15 protein-coding genes are annotated in these 16,244 nt (G+C 74.2%); 3 read left to right on the top strand and 12 right to left on the bottom strand.

From position 1 onward, the window contains the following. Positions 1-14: 14 nt before the first annotated feature. The 3 genes from miaB to E8D37_RS06910 form a co-directional block, all read right to left on the bottom strand. Positions 15-1,508 carry a tRNA (N6-isopentenyl adenosine(37)-C2)-methylthiotransferase MiaB gene (gene miaB, locus E8D37_RS06900; RefSeq protein WP_136568989.1) on the bottom strand — a complete coding sequence of 498 codons (1,494 nt, stop codon included), beginning with the start codon at positions 1,506-1,508 and terminating at the stop codon, positions 15-17. Positions 1,509-1,620: 112 nt separating this feature from the next. Next, the gene (locus E8D37_RS06905; protein ID WP_136568990.1) at positions 1,621-2,106 is read right to left on the bottom strand and encodes a hotdog fold domain-containing protein; all 486 of its coding nucleotides are present in this window, start codon (positions 2,104-2,106) and stop codon (positions 1,621-1,623) included. Between the two features lie 67 nt (positions 2,107-2,173). Continuing rightward, positions 2,174-2,425 carry a metal-sensitive transcriptional regulator gene (locus E8D37_RS06910; RefSeq protein ID WP_136568991.1) on the bottom strand — a complete coding sequence of 84 codons (252 nt, stop codon included), beginning with the start codon at positions 2,423-2,425 and terminating at the stop codon, positions 2,174-2,176. A 469-nt stretch (positions 2,426-2,894) separates the two neighbouring features. On the opposite strand from E8D37_RS06910, the gene E8D37_RS06915 reads away from it, so the two are divergent. Beyond that, positions 2,895-3,422 (top strand): MarR family transcriptional regulator, encoded by a 528-nt coding sequence (locus tag E8D37_RS06915; RefSeq protein WP_136568992.1) that lies wholly within the window; start codon positions 2,895-2,897, stop codon positions 3,420-3,422. A 6-nt stretch (positions 3,423-3,428) separates the two neighbouring features. Here E8D37_RS06915 and E8D37_RS06920 read toward each other — a convergent pair whose 3' ends face one another. From E8D37_RS06920 to rsmI, 8 genes are all read right to left on the bottom strand, one after another. Continuing rightward, complete coding sequence (locus tag E8D37_RS06920) at positions 3,429-4,247, bottom strand: patatin-like phospholipase family protein (protein ID WP_240770251.1); 819 nt, start codon at positions 4,245-4,247, stop codon at positions 3,429-3,431. Positions 4,248-4,499: 252 nt separating this feature from the next. Continuing rightward, a complete protein-coding gene (locus E8D37_RS06925) occupies positions 4,500-6,323 on the bottom strand; it encodes an ABC-F family ATP-binding cassette domain-containing protein (protein ID WP_136568994.1) in 1,824 nt (607 codons plus the stop codon). Next, positions 6,323-7,276, bottom strand: coding sequence for a 4-(cytidine 5'-diphospho)-2-C-methyl-D-erythritol kinase (locus tag E8D37_RS06930; protein WP_240770231.1), 954 nt, complete (start codon positions 7,274-7,276; stop codon positions 6,323-6,325). Before E8D37_RS06930 ends, E8D37_RS06925 begins: the two co-directional genes overlap by 1 nt. Further along, a complete protein-coding gene (rsmA, locus tag E8D37_RS06935) occupies positions 7,273-8,304 on the bottom strand; it encodes a 16S rRNA (adenine(1518)-N(6)/adenine(1519)-N(6))-dimethyltransferase RsmA (RefSeq protein ID WP_136568995.1) in 1,032 nt (343 codons plus the stop codon). The genes E8D37_RS06930 and rsmA overlap by 4 nt, the downstream gene beginning before the upstream one ends. A 55-nt stretch (positions 8,305-8,359) precedes the next feature. Next, entirely contained in the window at positions 8,360-9,508 is a 1,149-nt protein-coding gene (locus E8D37_RS06940; protein ID WP_276606468.1) for a resuscitation-promoting factor, read from the bottom strand. A gap of 489 nt (positions 9,509-9,997) precedes the next feature. Then, positions 9,998-10,909 carry a TatD family hydrolase gene (locus E8D37_RS06945; protein ID WP_136568996.1) on the bottom strand — a complete coding sequence of 304 codons (912 nt, stop codon included), beginning with the start codon at positions 10,907-10,909 and terminating at the stop codon, positions 9,998-10,000. Positions 10,910-10,974: 65 nt separating this feature from the next. Beyond that, a complete protein-coding gene (locus tag E8D37_RS06950; protein WP_136568997.1) occupies positions 10,975-11,829 on the bottom strand; it encodes an alpha/beta fold hydrolase in 855 nt (284 codons plus the stop codon). Between the two features lie 61 nt (positions 11,830-11,890). After that, on the bottom strand, positions 11,891-12,712 hold the full coding sequence (gene rsmI, locus E8D37_RS06955; RefSeq protein WP_206055624.1) for a 16S rRNA (cytidine(1402)-2'-O)-methyltransferase: 822 nt from the start codon (positions 12,710-12,712) through the stop codon (positions 11,891-11,893). A 266-nt stretch (positions 12,713-12,978) separates the two neighbouring features. Here rsmI and E8D37_RS06960 point away from each other — a divergent pair, with 266 nt between their 5' ends. Beyond that, entirely contained in the window at positions 12,979-14,805 is a 1,827-nt protein-coding gene (locus tag E8D37_RS06960) for a phospholipid carrier-dependent glycosyltransferase (RefSeq protein ID WP_240770232.1), read from the top strand. Continuing rightward, positions 14,805-15,248 (top strand): pyridoxamine 5'-phosphate oxidase family protein, encoded by a 444-nt coding sequence (locus E8D37_RS06965; protein WP_136569000.1) that lies wholly within the window; start codon positions 14,805-14,807, stop codon positions 15,246-15,248. The genes E8D37_RS06960 and E8D37_RS06965 overlap by 1 nt, the downstream gene beginning before the upstream one ends. Positions 15,249-15,284: 36 nt before the next feature. Here E8D37_RS06965 and E8D37_RS06970 read toward each other — a convergent pair whose 3' ends face one another. Beyond that, positions 15,285-16,187 (bottom strand): oxidoreductase, encoded by a 903-nt coding sequence (locus tag E8D37_RS06970; protein WP_136569001.1) that lies wholly within the window; start codon positions 16,185-16,187, stop codon positions 15,285-15,287. Positions 16,188-16,244: the final 57 nt, after the last annotated feature.

Here is a 16,244-nt window from a genome sequence, read left to right on the forward strand (position 1 = left end):
CCCGGTGGCGGGCCTCAGCCGCAGGCCGGGGCGGGCGGCAGCGGCGCGGGGACGCCGACGGCCGGCATGCCCAGCGAGACGCCCGCGGGCTGGGCGGGCTGGGCGGTGCGGCGCTCCCAGGCGTCCCCCGAGCGCGTGCGCCGGAGGCCGAGGACGGTGTCGGCGACGAGGTGGTGCGGCGCGGCGTAGGTGACCTCGACGGTGACCATGTCGCCGGGGCGGACCTCGCCGAGCGAGGCGTCGGGCACGGCGAAGTGGACGAGCCGGTTGTCGGGCGCGCGGCCGGAGAGCCGGCGGGTCTCGGCGTCCTTGCGCCCCTCCCCCTCGGAGACCATCACCTCGAGCGTGCGGCCGACCTGCTCCTTGTTGAGCTCCCAGGAGATCTCCTCCTGGAGGGCCACGAGGCGCTGGTAGCGGTCCTTGACGACCGCCGGCGGCACCTGGTCGGGCATCGTCGCGGCCGGGGTGCCGGGGCGGATGGAGTACTGGAAGGTGAAGGCGCTGGTGAAGCGGGACGCGGCGACGACCCGGAGGGTCTCCTCGAAGTCCTCCTCCGTCTCGCCGGGGAAGCCGACGATGATGTCGGTGGTGAGCGCGGCGTCCGGGACGAGCGCGCGGACCTTCTCGATGATCCCGAGGTACTTCGTCGAGCGGTAGGAGCGCCGCATCGCCTTGAGCACGCGGTCGGAGCCGGACTGCAGCGGCATGTGCAGGCTGGGCATCACGTTCGGCGTCTCGGCCATCGCCTCGATGACGTCGTCGGTGAACTCGGCCGGGTGCGGGCTGGTGAAGCGGACCCGCTCCAGGCCCTCGATGTCGCCGCAGGCCCGCAGGAGCTTCGAGAAGGCCTGGCGGTCGCCGAACTCGACGCCGTAGGCGTTGACGTTCTGGCCGAGCAGGGTCACCTCGGTGACGCCCTCGGCGACCAGCGCCTCGATCTCGGCGAGGATCTCGCCGGGGCGGCGGTCCTTCTCCTTGCCGCGCAGGCTCGGGACGATGCAGAAGGTGCACGTGTTGTTGCAGCCGACGCTGATCGAGACCCAGGCGGCGTAGGCCGACTCGCGCTTGGTCGGCAGCGTCGACGGGAAGACCTCGAGGCTCTCCAGGATCTCGACCTGGGCCTCCTCGTTCACCCGCGCCCGCTCGAGCAGGGCCGGCAGGGAGCCGATGTTGTGGGTGCCGAAGACGACGTCGACGTAGGGCGCCTTGGCCGTGATGGTGTCGCGGTCCTTCTGCGCCAGGCAGCCGCCGACGGCGATCTGCATACCCGGCTTCGCCGCCTTGACCGGCGCGAGGTGGCCGAGGTTGCCGTACAGCTTGTTGTCGGCGTTCTCGCGCACCGCGCAGGTGTTGAAGACGACCACGTCGGCCTGCTCGCCGTCCGGCGCGGCGACGTAGCCGGCGTCCTCGAGGAGCCCGGTGAGGCGCTCGGAGTCGTGGACGTTCATCTGGCACCCGTAGGTCTTGACCTCGTAGGTGCGGGCGGCGGTGTCGGCGGTGGTCGTCATGGCCTCACCAGGGTAAGAGCCCCGGCAGACGAGCGGGAATCGTCAGGACGCTCCGCGCGGGTCTCCGTCGGCGGCGACTCGGCGCCTGGCGATCGGCGGGCGTGCCGCGACGTCAGCCCTGCGGCTTCCTCGGGGTGACCCAGAGGTGGATGACGCCCTCGATCACGACGGTCCCGTCGTCCCGGACGCCCTTGACCCGGACGTCGAGGGCGGGCTCGTCACTGGTCCACTGCTCGGGGTCGGTCTCGGCGATGCAGGTGACGTCGCTGCTGGCCTTGGCGGTGTAGCGGACGTCCATGCCCTGCGGGATCCACCGCTTGTCGGCGGGGATCGTGACCTCGGCGAGCGCGCCCATCGCCGCCTCCAGCCCGTTGCACAGCGCGATGGCGTGGAGCGTCCCGATGTGGTTCTTCACCCCTCGCCGCAGCTTCACGACGAGCTCGGCCCGGTTGGGCTCGAGCACCGTGAAGCGCGGGCGCACGGTGGCGAAGTAGGGGGCCTTCTGGCCGAAGAGGAGGCTGAAGACCGTCTTGCCCAGCGTGGGCCCCACGATCGGCAGGGACGTCGTGGTGCGCCACATGGCGTGGACCTGGCTCATGTGACCCAGGGTACAGCGGATCTACCGATCGGTAACTTGCCGTTGCCCCGGGTCTCGCGGCCCGGGCTCAGGTCATGGAGAGGAAGCTGCGCTCCAGGCGCGCCACCTCGTCCTCCGGGAGGTCGGCGAGTGAACGCCGGAGCTCGGTGGCGATGAGGGCGAAGCCGGCGCGGTCGAGGGCCCGCGAGACGGCCTTGAGCTGGCTCAGGACGTCGTCGGTCTCACGACCCTCCTCGATCATCCGGAGGACGCCCCCCAGCTGACCCTGCGCGCGGCGCAGACGGTTGACGACACTGACGAGCTCAGGCTTGCTGTCCATCGATGACTGCCTTTCTTGCATGCGGGATGAGGTGCTGCGCACCCACGGGCTACGTGGGCGGTCGAGCGGTCGTCCCGTTCTCCCGCACTCCCCCGTGACGTTCTCCGGGGCGACTCTCGACTCTTGTTCCAACGGCTGGTGTCGCTGGACGTTATGCCCAGCCGGGCATGGAATTACTCGCCCGTCAGTGTGCACCTGTCGCCCGAACGACAGTGACCCCAGCCTGCCCACCCATCGGGTACCCCGGAGGGGATTTGAGCGAATTTCCCCAGTATTGGGTTGTACGCCCGCCGAGGCGGACGGTAAAGGCGTGCGACAAGGATCTCACGACAGCCGAGGGTAGCCGACAGCACCACACGGACCCGGCTCTGCTCCAGGGCTTCCAGGCTCCGGAACGAGCGCTCCGAGCGTCCTCAAGAAATCTCGACATCGAGAATCTCGACGGGTCTGCCTGGCCTACACTGACGGGGTGCGGGACGAAGTCGACGAGCTGAGCGAGGCCTGGGCCCGCGAGCGTCCCGACCTCGACCTGGCCCCCGTCGCCGTCTTCAGCCGGATCAGTCGCCTGGCCCGCCACCTCGACCTCGCCCGCCGCGAGGCGTTCTCCGCCGAGGGCATCGAGGCCTGGGAGTTCGACGTGCTCGCGGCCCTGCGCCGGGCCGGCGGGGCCTACGAGCTCTCCCCCGGCCGGCTCATCCGCGAGACGCTCGTGACGAGCGGGACGATGACCAACCGGGTCGACCGGCTCGCCGCCCAGGGCTTCGTGGAGCGGCACCCGGACCCCGCGGACCGCCGCGGCGTCCTCGTGCGCCTGACCCCCGAGGGACGCACCGTCGTGGACCGCGCGTTCACCCGGCTCATCGACGCCGAGCGCACCCTGCTGGCCGCGCTCAGCGACGACCGCCGCGACGAGCTCGGCGACCTCCTGCGGACGCTGCTGGTGCCGTTCTCGAGCCCGAGCGCCGGCCAGGGCACCGGCCCCGCCGACCGGGGCTGACCCGCCTCAGGCGACCAGCCGCAGCCGCGAGTCCAGGACGGCCGCCGCGTGCTCGCGGCCGAGGGCGATGTGCTCCGCCGTCCGGCTGAAGTCGTGCATGCGGACGTCGAGGTCCGGGGCCGTGAGGTGGACGAGCTCGACCCCGGCGCCGAGATCCGCCCCGGGCCGGATGCGCATGGAGACGGCCAGGGCCGCCAGAAGCACGTCGATGGGGTGCCGCAGCTGCCTCCGGCGCGGGCCGACGCTGGCGTCCAGGAGGAAGACCCGCGTGGGCGCCAACGCCTCGGCGCCGGCCAGCGGGACGAGGGCGGCGATGCCGCCGTCCACGTGCGTGCCGGGCTCGCCGTCGTCGCCCGGCAGGACGACGGGCGGGAAGACGCTCGGCAGGGCCGTCGAGGCGAGCAGCACCGAGCGCAGCAGCCCGGTGTCGTGGTAGACCGCGTCGCCCGTCTCCAGCCGCGTGGTGCACACGCGCAGCGGGACGGGGAGGTCCTCGAGCCGGCGGTGCTCGGTCCAGTCGTCGACCAGCCGCTCGAGACCGTCCGTGCGGTAGAGCGAGGTGCGGTGCCGCAGGACGTGCCAGGGGCGGGCCCAGTGGCTGCCCGGGAAGACGTCGCGCGAGCTCAGTCGCAGCCAGTGCTCGGCGAGCTCCTCCGGACCGTCCACCGGGTCGTGCCCGGCGAGGTAGCTGGCGTTGAGCGCGCCGACCGAGGTGCCGACGAAGCCGGCCGGGCGGACGCCGCGATCGACCAGCGCCTGCATCATCCCGACCTGGACGGCGCCGCGCGAGGCTCCGCCCGTGAGCACGAGGACGTCACGGTTCATCTTCACGGGGCACCTCCTGGCGGGTGTGGTCGGTCCAGGTGGCTCATCGGCGGCGGCTCGGGGCGGTTGAGACGCGGCGCACACGCTTGCTCGGCTCTTGTCCGGGCAGGCCCGTCCTCAGACCGGAACAACGCCGGCGACGCACCGTCGCGGCACACCGTCGCCGCAGGTCATCGGCCTGCCGACCTGCACCCGGACCCGGGGCGGCCCCGTTGTTCCGGTCTGAGGACGTCCAGCTCCCAGCCGCGGGCGTCACTCCAGCAGCTCGGCCGCCTCGAGCCACTCGGCCTCGACGTCGTCCTTCTCCGCAGCCAGCGTCGAGAGCTCGGCGGAGATGCGGGCGAGCGCCTCGTGGTCGCTGGCCGCCTCGAGGACGGCGGCGTTCAGCTCGGCCTCCCGCTCGGCGATCTTCTCCAGCCGCTTGTCGAGGCGGGCGAGGGTCTTGCGGGCGGCCCGCTCCTCGGCCGAGCCGGCCTTGGCGCGCAGGGCGGCCGTCGGCGCCGAGGCGGCAGAGGAAGCGGCGGGAGCAGCGGACGCCACGGACGGCGCGGACGCAGCCGCCTCCGCCGCGGCCAGCATCGCCGACCGCCGCTCGAGGTACTCGTCCACCCCGCGGGGCAGCAGCGAGACCTGCCCGTCGCCGAGGAGCGCCCAGGTGGCGTCGGTGACCCGCTCGAGGAAGTACCGGTCGTGGGAGACGACGACGAGCGTGCCGGGCCAGGAGTCGAGGAAGTCCTCGAGGACGCGGAGGGTCTCGATGTCGAGGTCGTTGGTGGGCTCGTCGAGCAGGAGGACGTTGGGCTCCTCCAGCAGCAGCTTCAGCAGCTGGAACCGGCGCCGCTCGCCGCCGGAGAGGTCGCCGAGGCGGGCGGTGAGCCGGTCGCCGGTGAACCCGAACTGCTCCAGCAACGCGGTCGGCGAGAGGTCTCGGCCGCCGAGGGTCCGCACCTCGGAGCGGGTGCGCTCGATGGTGCCGAGCACCCGCGCCTCGGGGTCCACCTCGTCGATGGCCTGGGTGAGGTGGGCGAGCGCGACGGTGCGTCCGTGCTTGACCCGACCCGCCGTGGGCGGCACCGAGCCGGCCACGAGGTTGAGCACGGACGTCTTGCCGGCGCCGTTCACGCCGACGAGCCCGACCCGGTCCCCCGGGCCCAGCCGCCACGTGCAGCGCTCGAGCAGTCGGCGCTCGCCGCGGACCAGGTCGACGTCCTCCAGGTCCACGACGTCCTTGCCGAGGCGCTGGGTGGCGAACTGCTCCAGCTCGAGGCGGTCGCGCGGCGGCGGCTCGTCCTCGATGAGCGCGTTGGCGGCCTCGATCCGGAACTTCGGCTTCGACGTGCGGGCCGGCGCGCCGCGGCGCAGCCACGCCAGCTCCTTGCGCACCAGGTTCTGCCGCTTCTCCTCGGTCGCGGCGGCCTGCCGCGCCCGCTCGGCCTTGGCCAGGGTGAAGGCGGCGTACCCGCCCTCGTAGACGTCCACGACGCCGTCGTGCACCTCCCACGTCCACTGGCAGACCTCGTCGAGGAACCAGCGGTCGTGGGTCACCACGACGAGGGCCGAGGGACGCCGGGCGAGGTGCTGCGCCAGCCAGGCGACCGCCTCGACGTCCAGGTGGTTGGTGGGCTCGTCGAGCACGATGAGGTCGTCGTCGCCCAGCAGCAGGGACGCCAGCGAGCAGCGGCGCCGCTCGCCGCCGGAGAGCCCCACGACCGCGCGGTCGAGCTCGATCCCGGCCAGCAGCTCGGTGACGACCTCGCGGGTGCGCGGGTCGGCGGCCCACTCGTGGTCGGCCCGGCCGCCCAGCACCGCCTCGCGCACGGTGTGGGTGTCGTCCAGCGTGTCCCCCTGGTGGAGGAAGCCCATGAGCAGGCCGCGCTGCTGCGAGACGCGGCCCGAGTCCGCCTCCTCCTGCCCGGTCATGACCCGCAGGAGCGTGGACTTGCCGTCGCCGTTGCGACCGACGATGCCGATCCGGTCGCCGGCGCCGACGCCGAGGGAGACCTCGGAGAGCAGCGGCCGGACGCCGTAGGACTTCGAGACCTTCTCCAGGTTGAGGAGGTTGAGCGGCGCGGCCATCAGGCGTGCTCCACCACGTGGACGCCGGCCACGGGGGCCGGGACCGCGGTGACCCGCTCGTGGCCGGCCTCGACCAGCCGCTCACGGACGCCGTCTGCCTCGTCGCGGCTCGCGCACAGCACGAGCACGGTCGGGCCGGAGCCGGAGAGCAGCGCCGCCCGGCCGCCGGCCGCCTCCGCCTGCTCGACGGTGCGGCCCAGGTCCGCCCGCAGGTGCAGGGCGGGCGCCTGGAGGTCGTTGTGCAGGGCCGCCGCGAGGGTGTCGACGTCGGCGTTGACCAGCGCCTCCAGCAGGGACGCCGGCAGCGCCGGCGCGTCGGCCGGGCCGCTCGTCCCCGCCTGGGCGTGCAGGTCGTCGAACGCGCGGTACACGGTCGGGGTGGACAGGCCCAGGTCGCTCTCGACCACCACCCACCACCAGCCGCCGGCGTCCTCGAGGGGCTCGACCTCCTCGCCGTGACCGCGGCCCAGCGCGGTGCCGCCGAAGAGCGCGAACGGGACGTCGCTGCCCAGCGAGGCCGCGATCCGGAGCAGGTCCTCGTCCGGGGTCTGGAGGTCCAGGGCCCGGTCGGTGGCGACGAGCGCGGCGGCGGCGTCGGCCGAGCCGCCCGCCATCCCGCCGGCCACCGGGATCGACTTGTGGATGGTCATCGCCAGGGCGCGGTGCTCCATGCCGTGGTGGGCGAGCAGCGCCCGGGCGGCGCGCAGGGCGATGTTGGAGTCGTCGGTCGGCACGGCGTCCAGGTCCACCCGCGGGTCGCCGAGCAGCCGCAGCGACCACTCGCCGGCCTCGCTCACCGTGACGTCGTCGTAGAGGCCCACGGCCTGGTAGACGGTCGTGAGCGGGTGGAACCCGTCGGAGGCCAGGGCGGCGACCCCGAGGAAGAGGTTGATCTTGGCCGGCGCCCGCACCGTGACCTGGGGTCCGAGGGGCTCGTCGGTCAGCAGGCTCACGCGTTCTCCTCCCCCGGCGACCCGGGGCTCTTCTCCTGGCTGTGCTTGTCCTGGGGGGCCCCGTCCTGGGCGGCCTTGTCCTGGGCGGCCTTGTCCCGGCCCTCGTCCCGGGCCGCGCGGCGGGCCTTGCCCGACCTGGCGGTCGCGGACCACCCGGTGCCGACCAGCGCCTCGGCGACCGCGACGAAGTCCTCGACGACCAGGCTCTCACCGCGGGCCAACGGGTCCACGCCGGCCGCGGCCAGCGCGGCGTCCACCTGCTCGGCCGGTGCCAGCGCCCGCAGCGCGCCCCGCAGGGCCTTGCGACGCTGCGCGAAGGCGGCGTCGACGACCGCGAAGACGGCCTCCCGCTCCACCGGGCTCCCGGACGGGCCGAGGGGCGGGTCGCGGCGCTCCCAGGCCACGAGGCCCGAGTCGACGTTGGGGGCCGGCCAGAACACGTTGCGGCCGATGGCGCCGGCGCGGCGCACGTCCGCGAACCAGGCCGCCTTCACCGACGGGACGCCGTAGACCTTCGAGCCGGGCCGGGCGGCGAGGCGGTCGGCCACCTCGGCCTGGACCATGACGAGCCCGCGCTCCAGCGACGGCAGCAGGGCCAGCAGGTGCAGCAGCACCGGCACCGAGACGTTGTACGGCAGGTTCGCGACGAGCGCGGTCGGGGCCGGGCCGGGCAGCTCGGTGACGCGCAGGGCGTCGGAGAGCACGACGACGACGTCGTCCTCCCGGCCCGGTGCGCGCTCGGCGATGGTGCGCGGGAGGCGACCGGCCAGGACGTCGTCCAGCTCGATGGCGACCACGCGACCGACGACCTCGAGCAGGGCCAGCGTGAGCGACCCGAGACCCGGCCCGACCTCGACGACGACGTCGTCGGCGCCCACGCCGGACTCCCGGACGATCCGCCGGACGGTGTTGGGGTCGATGACGAAGTTCTGGCCGCGCTGCTTGGTGGGGCGCAGGTCGAGCTCGTCCGCGAGCTGACGCACCTCCGCCGGCCCGAGCAGGCTCGGACCGGCGGAGGTGTCTGTCATGGGGTGAAGGCTAGTGCCGACCAGGCGGGGGGCCGAACCGGCGAGCGGCGAGCGATCAGGTCGGCAGGCCGAGCGCGGCCGCGCACCCGGGCCAGGCGCCGTAGCCGCCGGACGCGTCGCGGACCTTGGTGGCGATGGCGATCTGGGTCTCGCGGCTGGCGTCGCTCGGCAGCCCGGTGCCGCCGTAGGCCTGCCACGTGCCGAGGCTGAACTGGAGACCGCCGTAGTAGCCGTTGCCGGTGTTGGTGGCCCAGTTGCCGCCCGCCTCGCACTGCGCGAGCTGGTCCCACACCGACGAGCCGCTGCTCGAGGACGAGGAGGACGACGAGGACGACGTGGTGGGCCGCGCCTTGGTGCCGACGGCGACGACCTCGTCGACGGGCTCCTGGGTGACGACGCTGTTGACCAGCGTCCGCTTCACGACCTTGCCGTTGCGGGTCACCACCCGGTAGGTGGCGTCGCGGGTGCCGTTGACGCCGGCGGTCTTCACCGTCGAGGTGCCCTCGTAGGAGGAGGAGTCGTTCTTCTCCACGGTGGAGTAGGCGACGGACTCGGAGACGGTCCGCAGGCGGACGTCGACCCGGGTCACCTTGATGGTGTCGCCGGTCTCGACCTCGGAGGAGGCCTTGGGGGTCACCGAGTCGCGCTTGCCGAGCTTCACGCCGGCCGCCTTCAGCGCCTCGCCGACGGTGGAGACGGTGAGCGTGGTGGTGCGGGCCTTGCCGGCCCCGACGCGGAGGGTGACCTTCTTCGGCGTCACGACGGCGAGCGTCGCGCCGGAGCGGTCGAGCTCGCCGCCGCGGGAGAGCGAGAGGTCGGCGTTGGTGAAGCTCTTGCCGATCTCGTCCAGCGCCGAGCCGATGTCGGTCGCGGTGACCCAGTAGGTCTGCTTCTCGCCGTCGACGTCGACCGTCAGCTTCCGGCCGTAGCGGACGGTGATCGAGGACCCGTCCTCGAGCTGCTCGTCGACGCCCGGGGCGACGACGTCGTGCGGTCCGACCTCGACGCCCTCGGCGGTGAGGAGCTCACCCACCGTCCCGGCCCTGGAGTCCACGGTCTCGGTGTGCCCGTCCAGGCTGAGCGTGACGGTCTTCCCGAGGGCTGCGTAGCCCACCGTGGTCCCTGCGACTGCCAGCACCGCCACGACCGCGAGGGTCACGAGGAGGGCTCGGCTACGGGCCAGGATCATGAGCGAGTGCTGCACGGTTCTCCGAACGTCGGCGTCCCCGGGCAGGGCGGTCCGGCAGCGTCCGGCCCCGGGCGGTCGCCCTCGGCCGAGGCCACCGGCGGCGCTCGGGAGGTGTCCCCCGGACGACGTGGGCGGCGGCCCGCTGCCGAGGGGCGCGCGTGGCGTGCCCTCCCGGCTGTCGATGACCCAGCAGACCAGCGGTCCCGGCGGGAAGCAAGTCGATGTGGACAGGCTGTGGACAGCCCCTCGGCCAGCCGTGGGCCGTCCGGACACGCCGTCGTGACCTGGGTGAACACCCCCACCCCTGGCCCGACCTGCGAGGACGGAGGCCGCGCGGGCCCGGCGGCGCGCCGGGTCGTGGCGTCGATCCACGCCCGCGACACAGCCGGGACAAACGGTTGCCCGGTGAGGATCTTCACGCGCGCTTCACGGCTTCTCAGGCCCCGCACGGGCGACACGCGGCCCCACCTGCTGTGACGCGTGTGAAGAGTGTGACTTCTGGGGTTACTGAGTCGGCCTCAGCGCCGACCCCCAGGGCCCCCCGAACGCCCGGTCCGTCGAGGCGTCGATGGCGGCGCACAGCTCGCCCAGGTCCTCCCCGCGCGTCTCGGCCATCACCCGCAGCGTCACGGGCACGAGGTAGGAGGCGTTCGGCCGGCCGCGGAACGGGTGCGGGGTCAGGTAGGGCGCGTCGGTCTCCACCAGCACCCTGTCCTGCGGGGCCACCGCGAGCGCCTCGCGCAGGTCGTCGTTGCGCTTGAACGTCACCGGCCCCGCGAAGGACAGGTAGGCCCCGCGGTCCAGGCAGGCGCGGGCGAAGGCCGCGTCCCCCGAGAAGCAGTGCATGACCCAGCGCTCGGGCGCCCCCTCGGCGTCCAGGAGGTCGAGGACGTCGGCGTGGGCGTCCCGGTCGTGGATGACCAGCGTCCGGTCCAGCCGCTTGGCCAGGTCGACGTGGAAGGCGAACGACTCCTTCTGCGCCGCCACCCCCTCCGGCCCGGTGCGGAAGTAGTCGAGCCCGGTCTCCCCCACCGCCCGGACCTTGTCGTGCGCGCCCGCCAGCCGCTCGATCTCGGCCAGCGCCGCCCCGAGCTCGCCGCGCTCGGCCAGCGTCGCCGCGTCGTTGGGGTGGATCGCGACGCCGGCCACGAGGTCCTCGTGCTCGGCCGCGGCCTCCACGGCCCAGCGCGCACCCGGCAGGTCGCAGCCGATCTGGACGATCCGGGGCACCCCCACCGAGGCCGACGCGCGCAGCGCCTCGGTGGTCTCCAGCCAGTCGCCGTCGGCGATGTCGAGGTGGCAGTGGTTGTCGACCACCGGGTGCGGCAGCGGCTCCGGCGCGGGCGGCCGCTCCCGGTTGCGGCGGCTGCCGTCCTCGCTCGTCGCCGCGCGGCTGCGCACCGGCCCCTCGCTCATCGCTCTCCTCTTCCTCTGCTCTTCCTCTGCTCTGCCGTGCCGTGGTCAGCCCTCGTCAGCCCCGCTCAGCCCTGGTCGGCCCTGCCCAGCACCCGCTCGACGACCGCCTCCGCGACCGCCTCGGGCGCCTGGGTGGGCAGCCAGTGGGTCACCCCGGCCAGGACGACGAGCTCGTACTCGGCCCGCACGAACGCCTCGCACCCGTCGACCGCGGTGCGGCCGATCGCGGAGTCCCCGTCGGACCACACCATGGTGGTGGGCACGCGCACCCGGCCGACGCGCGGGGGCGCCAGCGGGAGGGCGCGGTACCAGGCGAGCGCACCGGGCAGCGCGCCGTCCTCGACGACCTCGGCGCGGTAGCGGGACAGCTCGTCCGGGGTCATCCCGGCACGGGCGAGCAGACGGTCCAGCGGGCCGCCCTGGCGGCGGGCCAGCGCCTCGGGGAGCGCCGGCAGCTGGAACGCGGCCATGTACCAGGAGCGCCGGGCCTGGTCGGAGCGGGTGAACGCACGCAGGAACGCGGCCGGGTGGGGCACCGAGAGCGCCGTCAGCGTGGCCACGGCGCCGGGGCGGGCGGCGAGCGCCCAGGCGACCATCGCGCCCCAGTCGTGACCGACGAGGTGCACGTCGCGGCCGGTGAGCGCCCGGACGGCCGTCACGACCGCGCCCGCGTCGTCCGCGAGGTGCTCCAGGGCGTGCGCCCGGCGCCCGCGGGGACGGGCGCGGGGCGCGTAGCCGCGCTGGTCGACCGCGAAGGTCCGCAGCCCGGCCGCGTGCAGCAGCGGGGCCACGAGCCGCCACGACGTCGCCCGCTCGGGGAAGCCGTGCAGCAGCACGACGGGCACCCCGTCGAGCGGGCCCGCGTCGTCGACGTCGAGCACCAGGCCATCCGGCGTGGGCACCTCGGTCAGTCGGGTCATCGGAACCTCCCGTGGGGTGGGGCTGGTGGATGGGGCTGGTGGGTGGGGTGGAGGGTGCGGCTCAGGACTGGTGCACGAGGTCGTAGACCACGCGCTTGGGGACGCCGGCGAGGCGGGCGACCTCGCGGATGGCGTCCTTGCGGGGCGTCCCCGCGGCCTCGGCCTCGGCGACGGCGGCGCGCAACGAGTCCGGGTCGTCCCCGACGGCCGCGACCGGCTCGGCGCCCGTGACGACGAGCGTGACCTCGCCCCGCACGCCGTCGGCGGCCCAGGCGACGAGGTCGGCGAGGGGCCCGCGGACGACCTCCTCGTGGGTCTTCGTCAGCTCGCGGCAGACCGCGGCGCGGCGGTCCCCGCCGAACGCCTCGGCCATCGCGGCCAGGGCCGCCTCGGTGCGGTGCGGTGCCTCGAAGAACACCATCGTGCGCTCCTCGGCGGCCAGCACGCCCAGACGGCGACCGCGCTCCCCGGCCTTGCGGGGCAGGAAGCCCTCGAAGCAGAACCGGTCCACCGGGAGGCCGCTGACGGCGAGTGCGGTGAGCACCGCGCTCGGGCCGGGCACCGCGGTGACGGGGACGTCGTGCTCCACCGCGGCCGCCACGAGGCGGTAGCCGGGGTCGGACACGCTGGGCATCCCGGCGTCCGTGACGAGGACGACGCGCTCGCCCGCCAGCAGCGCCTCCAGCAGGACGGGGGTGCGGGCCGCCTCGTTGCCCTCGAAGTAGGAGACCAGCCGGCCGGGCGCCTCGATCTCGAGCTCGCGCAGCAGCCGGGTGAGGCGGCGGGTGTCCTCGGCGGCCACGACGTCGGCACGCACGAGCTCCGCGGCCAGGCGCGGCGGGGCGTCGTCGACGCGGCCGATCGGGGTGGCGGCGAGCACCAGCCGCCCGTGCTCCGGGTCCGGCCGGCGGCCCGACGACGCGGCCGACTGCGGGGCCCGGGGGGCGTTCTCGTGGTCTGGCACGCGCCCATCCTGCCTCCTCCCGGGCCCGGCGCCGCACCGGACGCGGGGCCCCGAGCCCGTGGGTCGGTCGAGGGGCCGCCCGTGGGGCCGCCCGTGGGGCCGCCCGTGAGGCCGCCCCTGCGGCCGCCGCGCAGGCGCACCCGCGGTGCCCGCCGCGGACGCCTGCGCTGCGTACCATGCCCGCCGTGAGCACGCAGGCGCCCGAGGACCCCTCTCTCGAGCCGGACCCGTACGAGCGGGAGCCGGACCTCGAGCGGGAGCCCGACGGCTGGGAGAACCGCGACGGGCAGGACGTCTCGGGCGGCCCCGCCGGGGAGCAGACGCTCTCGCGGACCGCCTCCGGCCTCGTCGTCCCCTCGGCCTGGCAGCGCGCGCGGCACCGGCTGCGCTGGGAGGACCCGGTCATGGCCTGGGCCGCGGCGTTCGCGCTGGGCCTGCTCGCCTTCTTCCTGCGGCTGTGGCACCTCGGCAAGCCCGCGGAGTTCGAGTTCGACGAGACGTACTACGCCAAGGACGCGTGGTCGCTCATCAACAACGGCTACGTCATGGGCTACGTCGACGACGCCAACGACAAGATCCTGGACGGCACCACCCGCGGCCTGTGGGACGGCGAGCCGTCGATGATCGTCCACCCCGAGGTCGGCAAGTGGATGATCGGCCTCGGCGAGAAGCTCTTCGGGATGGACCCGTTCGGCTGGCGCATCGCCGCCGCGGTCATCGGCTCGCTGATGATCGTCGTGATGGTCCGGATGGTCCGTCGACTCACCCGCTCCACCGCGCTCGGCCTGGTCGCCGGCGTCCTGCTGATGTTCGACGGCATGCAGTTCGTGCTGTCCCGGCTGGCGCTGCTCGACATCTTCATCGCGTTCTGGATGCTCTGCGCCGTGGCGGCGCTGCTGGTCGACCGGGACTGGTTCCGCAACCGGATCGCCGACCAGCTCGACGGCCGGGTGGAAGGGCGCGGCCTGCGCGGCTGGGGGCCGGTCCGCAGCCTGCTCTTCCGTCCGTGGCTGCTCGTCTCGGGCGTCTGCTGGGGCCTGGCGTGCGGCACGAAGTGGACGGCGGTCTACCCGCTCGCCGCGTTCGGCGTCATGGTGTGGCTGTGGAGCGCGGGCGCCCGGCGCAGCTTCGGCGTGCGCGCCGCCCGGCTCCGCTCGGTCGTGGTGGACGGCTTCGGCGCGTTCCTCCAGCTCGTGGTCGTCGCGCTGCTCGTCTACGTCGCGTCCTGGACGGGCTGGCTGGTCCACGCCGACCAGTACGAGGAGTACCTCTCCTCCACCCAGTACACGCAGTACACGGGCTCGGGTCACTGCGACGGCGAGACCTACGTGTCGGACGACCCGGACACCGACGCCCGCTGGCCCACCGCCACGGAGCCGGACGCGACCGGGCTGGGCGAGGTCGTCCAGTCCCTGCGCTCGCTCTGGTACTACCACCAGGACGTCTACACGTTCCACACGCACTTCCTGAACTGCGCCACCCACACCTATGCCTCGATGCCGTCCGGGTGGCTGCTGCTCAACCGGCCGGTGGGCGTGGCGGCGGACACCGGGATCGAGCCCGGGACGCGGGGCTGCACCGCGCCCGCGGACAGCGACTGCCTGCGCCAGGTGCTGCTGCTGGGCACCCCGGTGCTGTGGTGGGGCGGCTGCGTCGCGCTGATCTTCTCGTGCGTGATGTGGGTGCTGGCGCGGGACTGGCGCCACGGCGTCGCGGTCGTCGGCACGGCGTCCACCTGGCTCCCGTGGCTGATGTACGACGACCGACCGATCTTCATCTTCTACGCGATCCTCACGCTGCCGTTCCTCGTCACCTCGGTGGTGCTCGGGATCGGCCACCTCATCGGGCCCTCACGCACGCCCTCGGCCCGGCGGACGGTCGGCGTGGTGGTCGGCGGGTCGTTCGTCGTCCTGACGATCCTCAACTTCGCGTGGTTCTGGCCCATCTACACCAACGCGCTGCTCACCCATGCCCAGTGGCTGACCCGCATCTGGTTCGAGAGGTGGATCTGATGGCCCTGCACCGCACCGACCGCGACGGCTGGGACCTCCCGGCCCCGCTCGCCGCCTTCTGGACCGAGCGGCACCTGTGCACGCTCACCACCCGCCGCCCCGACGGCCGTCCGCACGTCGTGCCCGTCGGCGTCGCCCTCGACCCCGAGCGCGAGTGCGCCTGGGTGATCACCGGCGTCACCTCGCGCAAGGTGCGCAACCTGCGGGCCGCCGCGTCCTCCCCCGACCCCACGGCCCGGCTCGTCGCCGCCTGCCAGGTGGACGGGGCACGCTGGTCGACCCTCGAGGCGGTCGGTGAGGTCACGGACGACCCCGACGACGTCGCGCGGGCCGTCGACCGGTACGCGCAGCGCTACCGGGTGCCGCGGGAGAACCCGACCCGGGTCGCGCTGCGGCTCACCGGGTGCCGGTTCGTGTTCGGCGCGGCCCTCCAGCGGGACTGAGCCGGCCGCCCAGAAGGCTCAGAGGGCTCAGAGGGCTCAGAGCGGCCAGTGCACCCCGGTGCGCTCCTCGGAGACGTCCCAGAGCCGCGTGGCCGTGGCGGTGTCCAGCGCCTGCGGCGAGCGGCCGACGGGGCCGGGGGCGCCGCGGAAGCCGCCGAGCCGCGTCGGGCCGACGAACGTGTTGCCGGGCAGGTCAGCGGTGAGCGCCAGCAGGCTGGGTCGCGCGCCCTCGGCGGCCGGGGTCGCCAGCACGAGGTTGCCCAGGCTCATCGCCGCCACGGCGAAGCGGCTCGCGTGGTGGCTCTGGAGGTGGGTGGCGGCGTACCCGGGGTGCGCGGCCAGCGCCCGGACCGGTGAGCCCGCGGCGACAAGCCGGCGGTCCAGCTCGAGGACGAACAGCAGGTTGGCCAGCTTGGAGACCTGGTAGGCCCGCGTCGGGCTCCACCCGCGGGTGACGTCGAGGTCGTCGGGGTCGAGCTGCGGGCCCCGGTGCAGCAGCGAGGAGACCACCACGACGCGGTCGGTCACGTGCGGCAGCAGCAGGTTCGTCAGCGCGAAGTGGCCGAGGTGGTTGGTGCCGACCTGGAGCTCGAAGCCGTCCTTCGTGCGCCCCTGCGGGGTCATCATGATCCCGGCGTTGCACAGGAGCCCGGTGAGCGGACCCTCCCACGCGTCGGCGAAGGCCCGCACGGAGGCGAGGTCGGCGAGGTCGAGCGCGCGGACCTCCGTCGATCCCGCGCCGGCCGCCCCCGCAGCCACCTGGGCGGCGGCCTGCTCCCCACGCCCCGGGTCGCGCACCGCCATCACGACGTGCGCGCCGGCGGCCACGAGGGCGCGGGTGGACTCCAGGCCCAGGCCCGAGTTCGCGCCGGTGACCACGTAGGTGGAGCCGGTCAGGTCGGGCAGCACCAGCGGGGGCGCGGACGGCAGCAGCGGCATGGGCGCCACGCTAGCCGACCCGCCCGACGTGCCGGGCGGGTCAGCAGCGGGTCAGCA

It is taken from the genome of Nocardioides sp. GY 10127, from assembly GCF_004919085.1.
Classification (GTDB): Bacteria; Actinomycetota; Actinomycetes; order Propionibacteriales; family Nocardioidaceae; genus Nocardioides.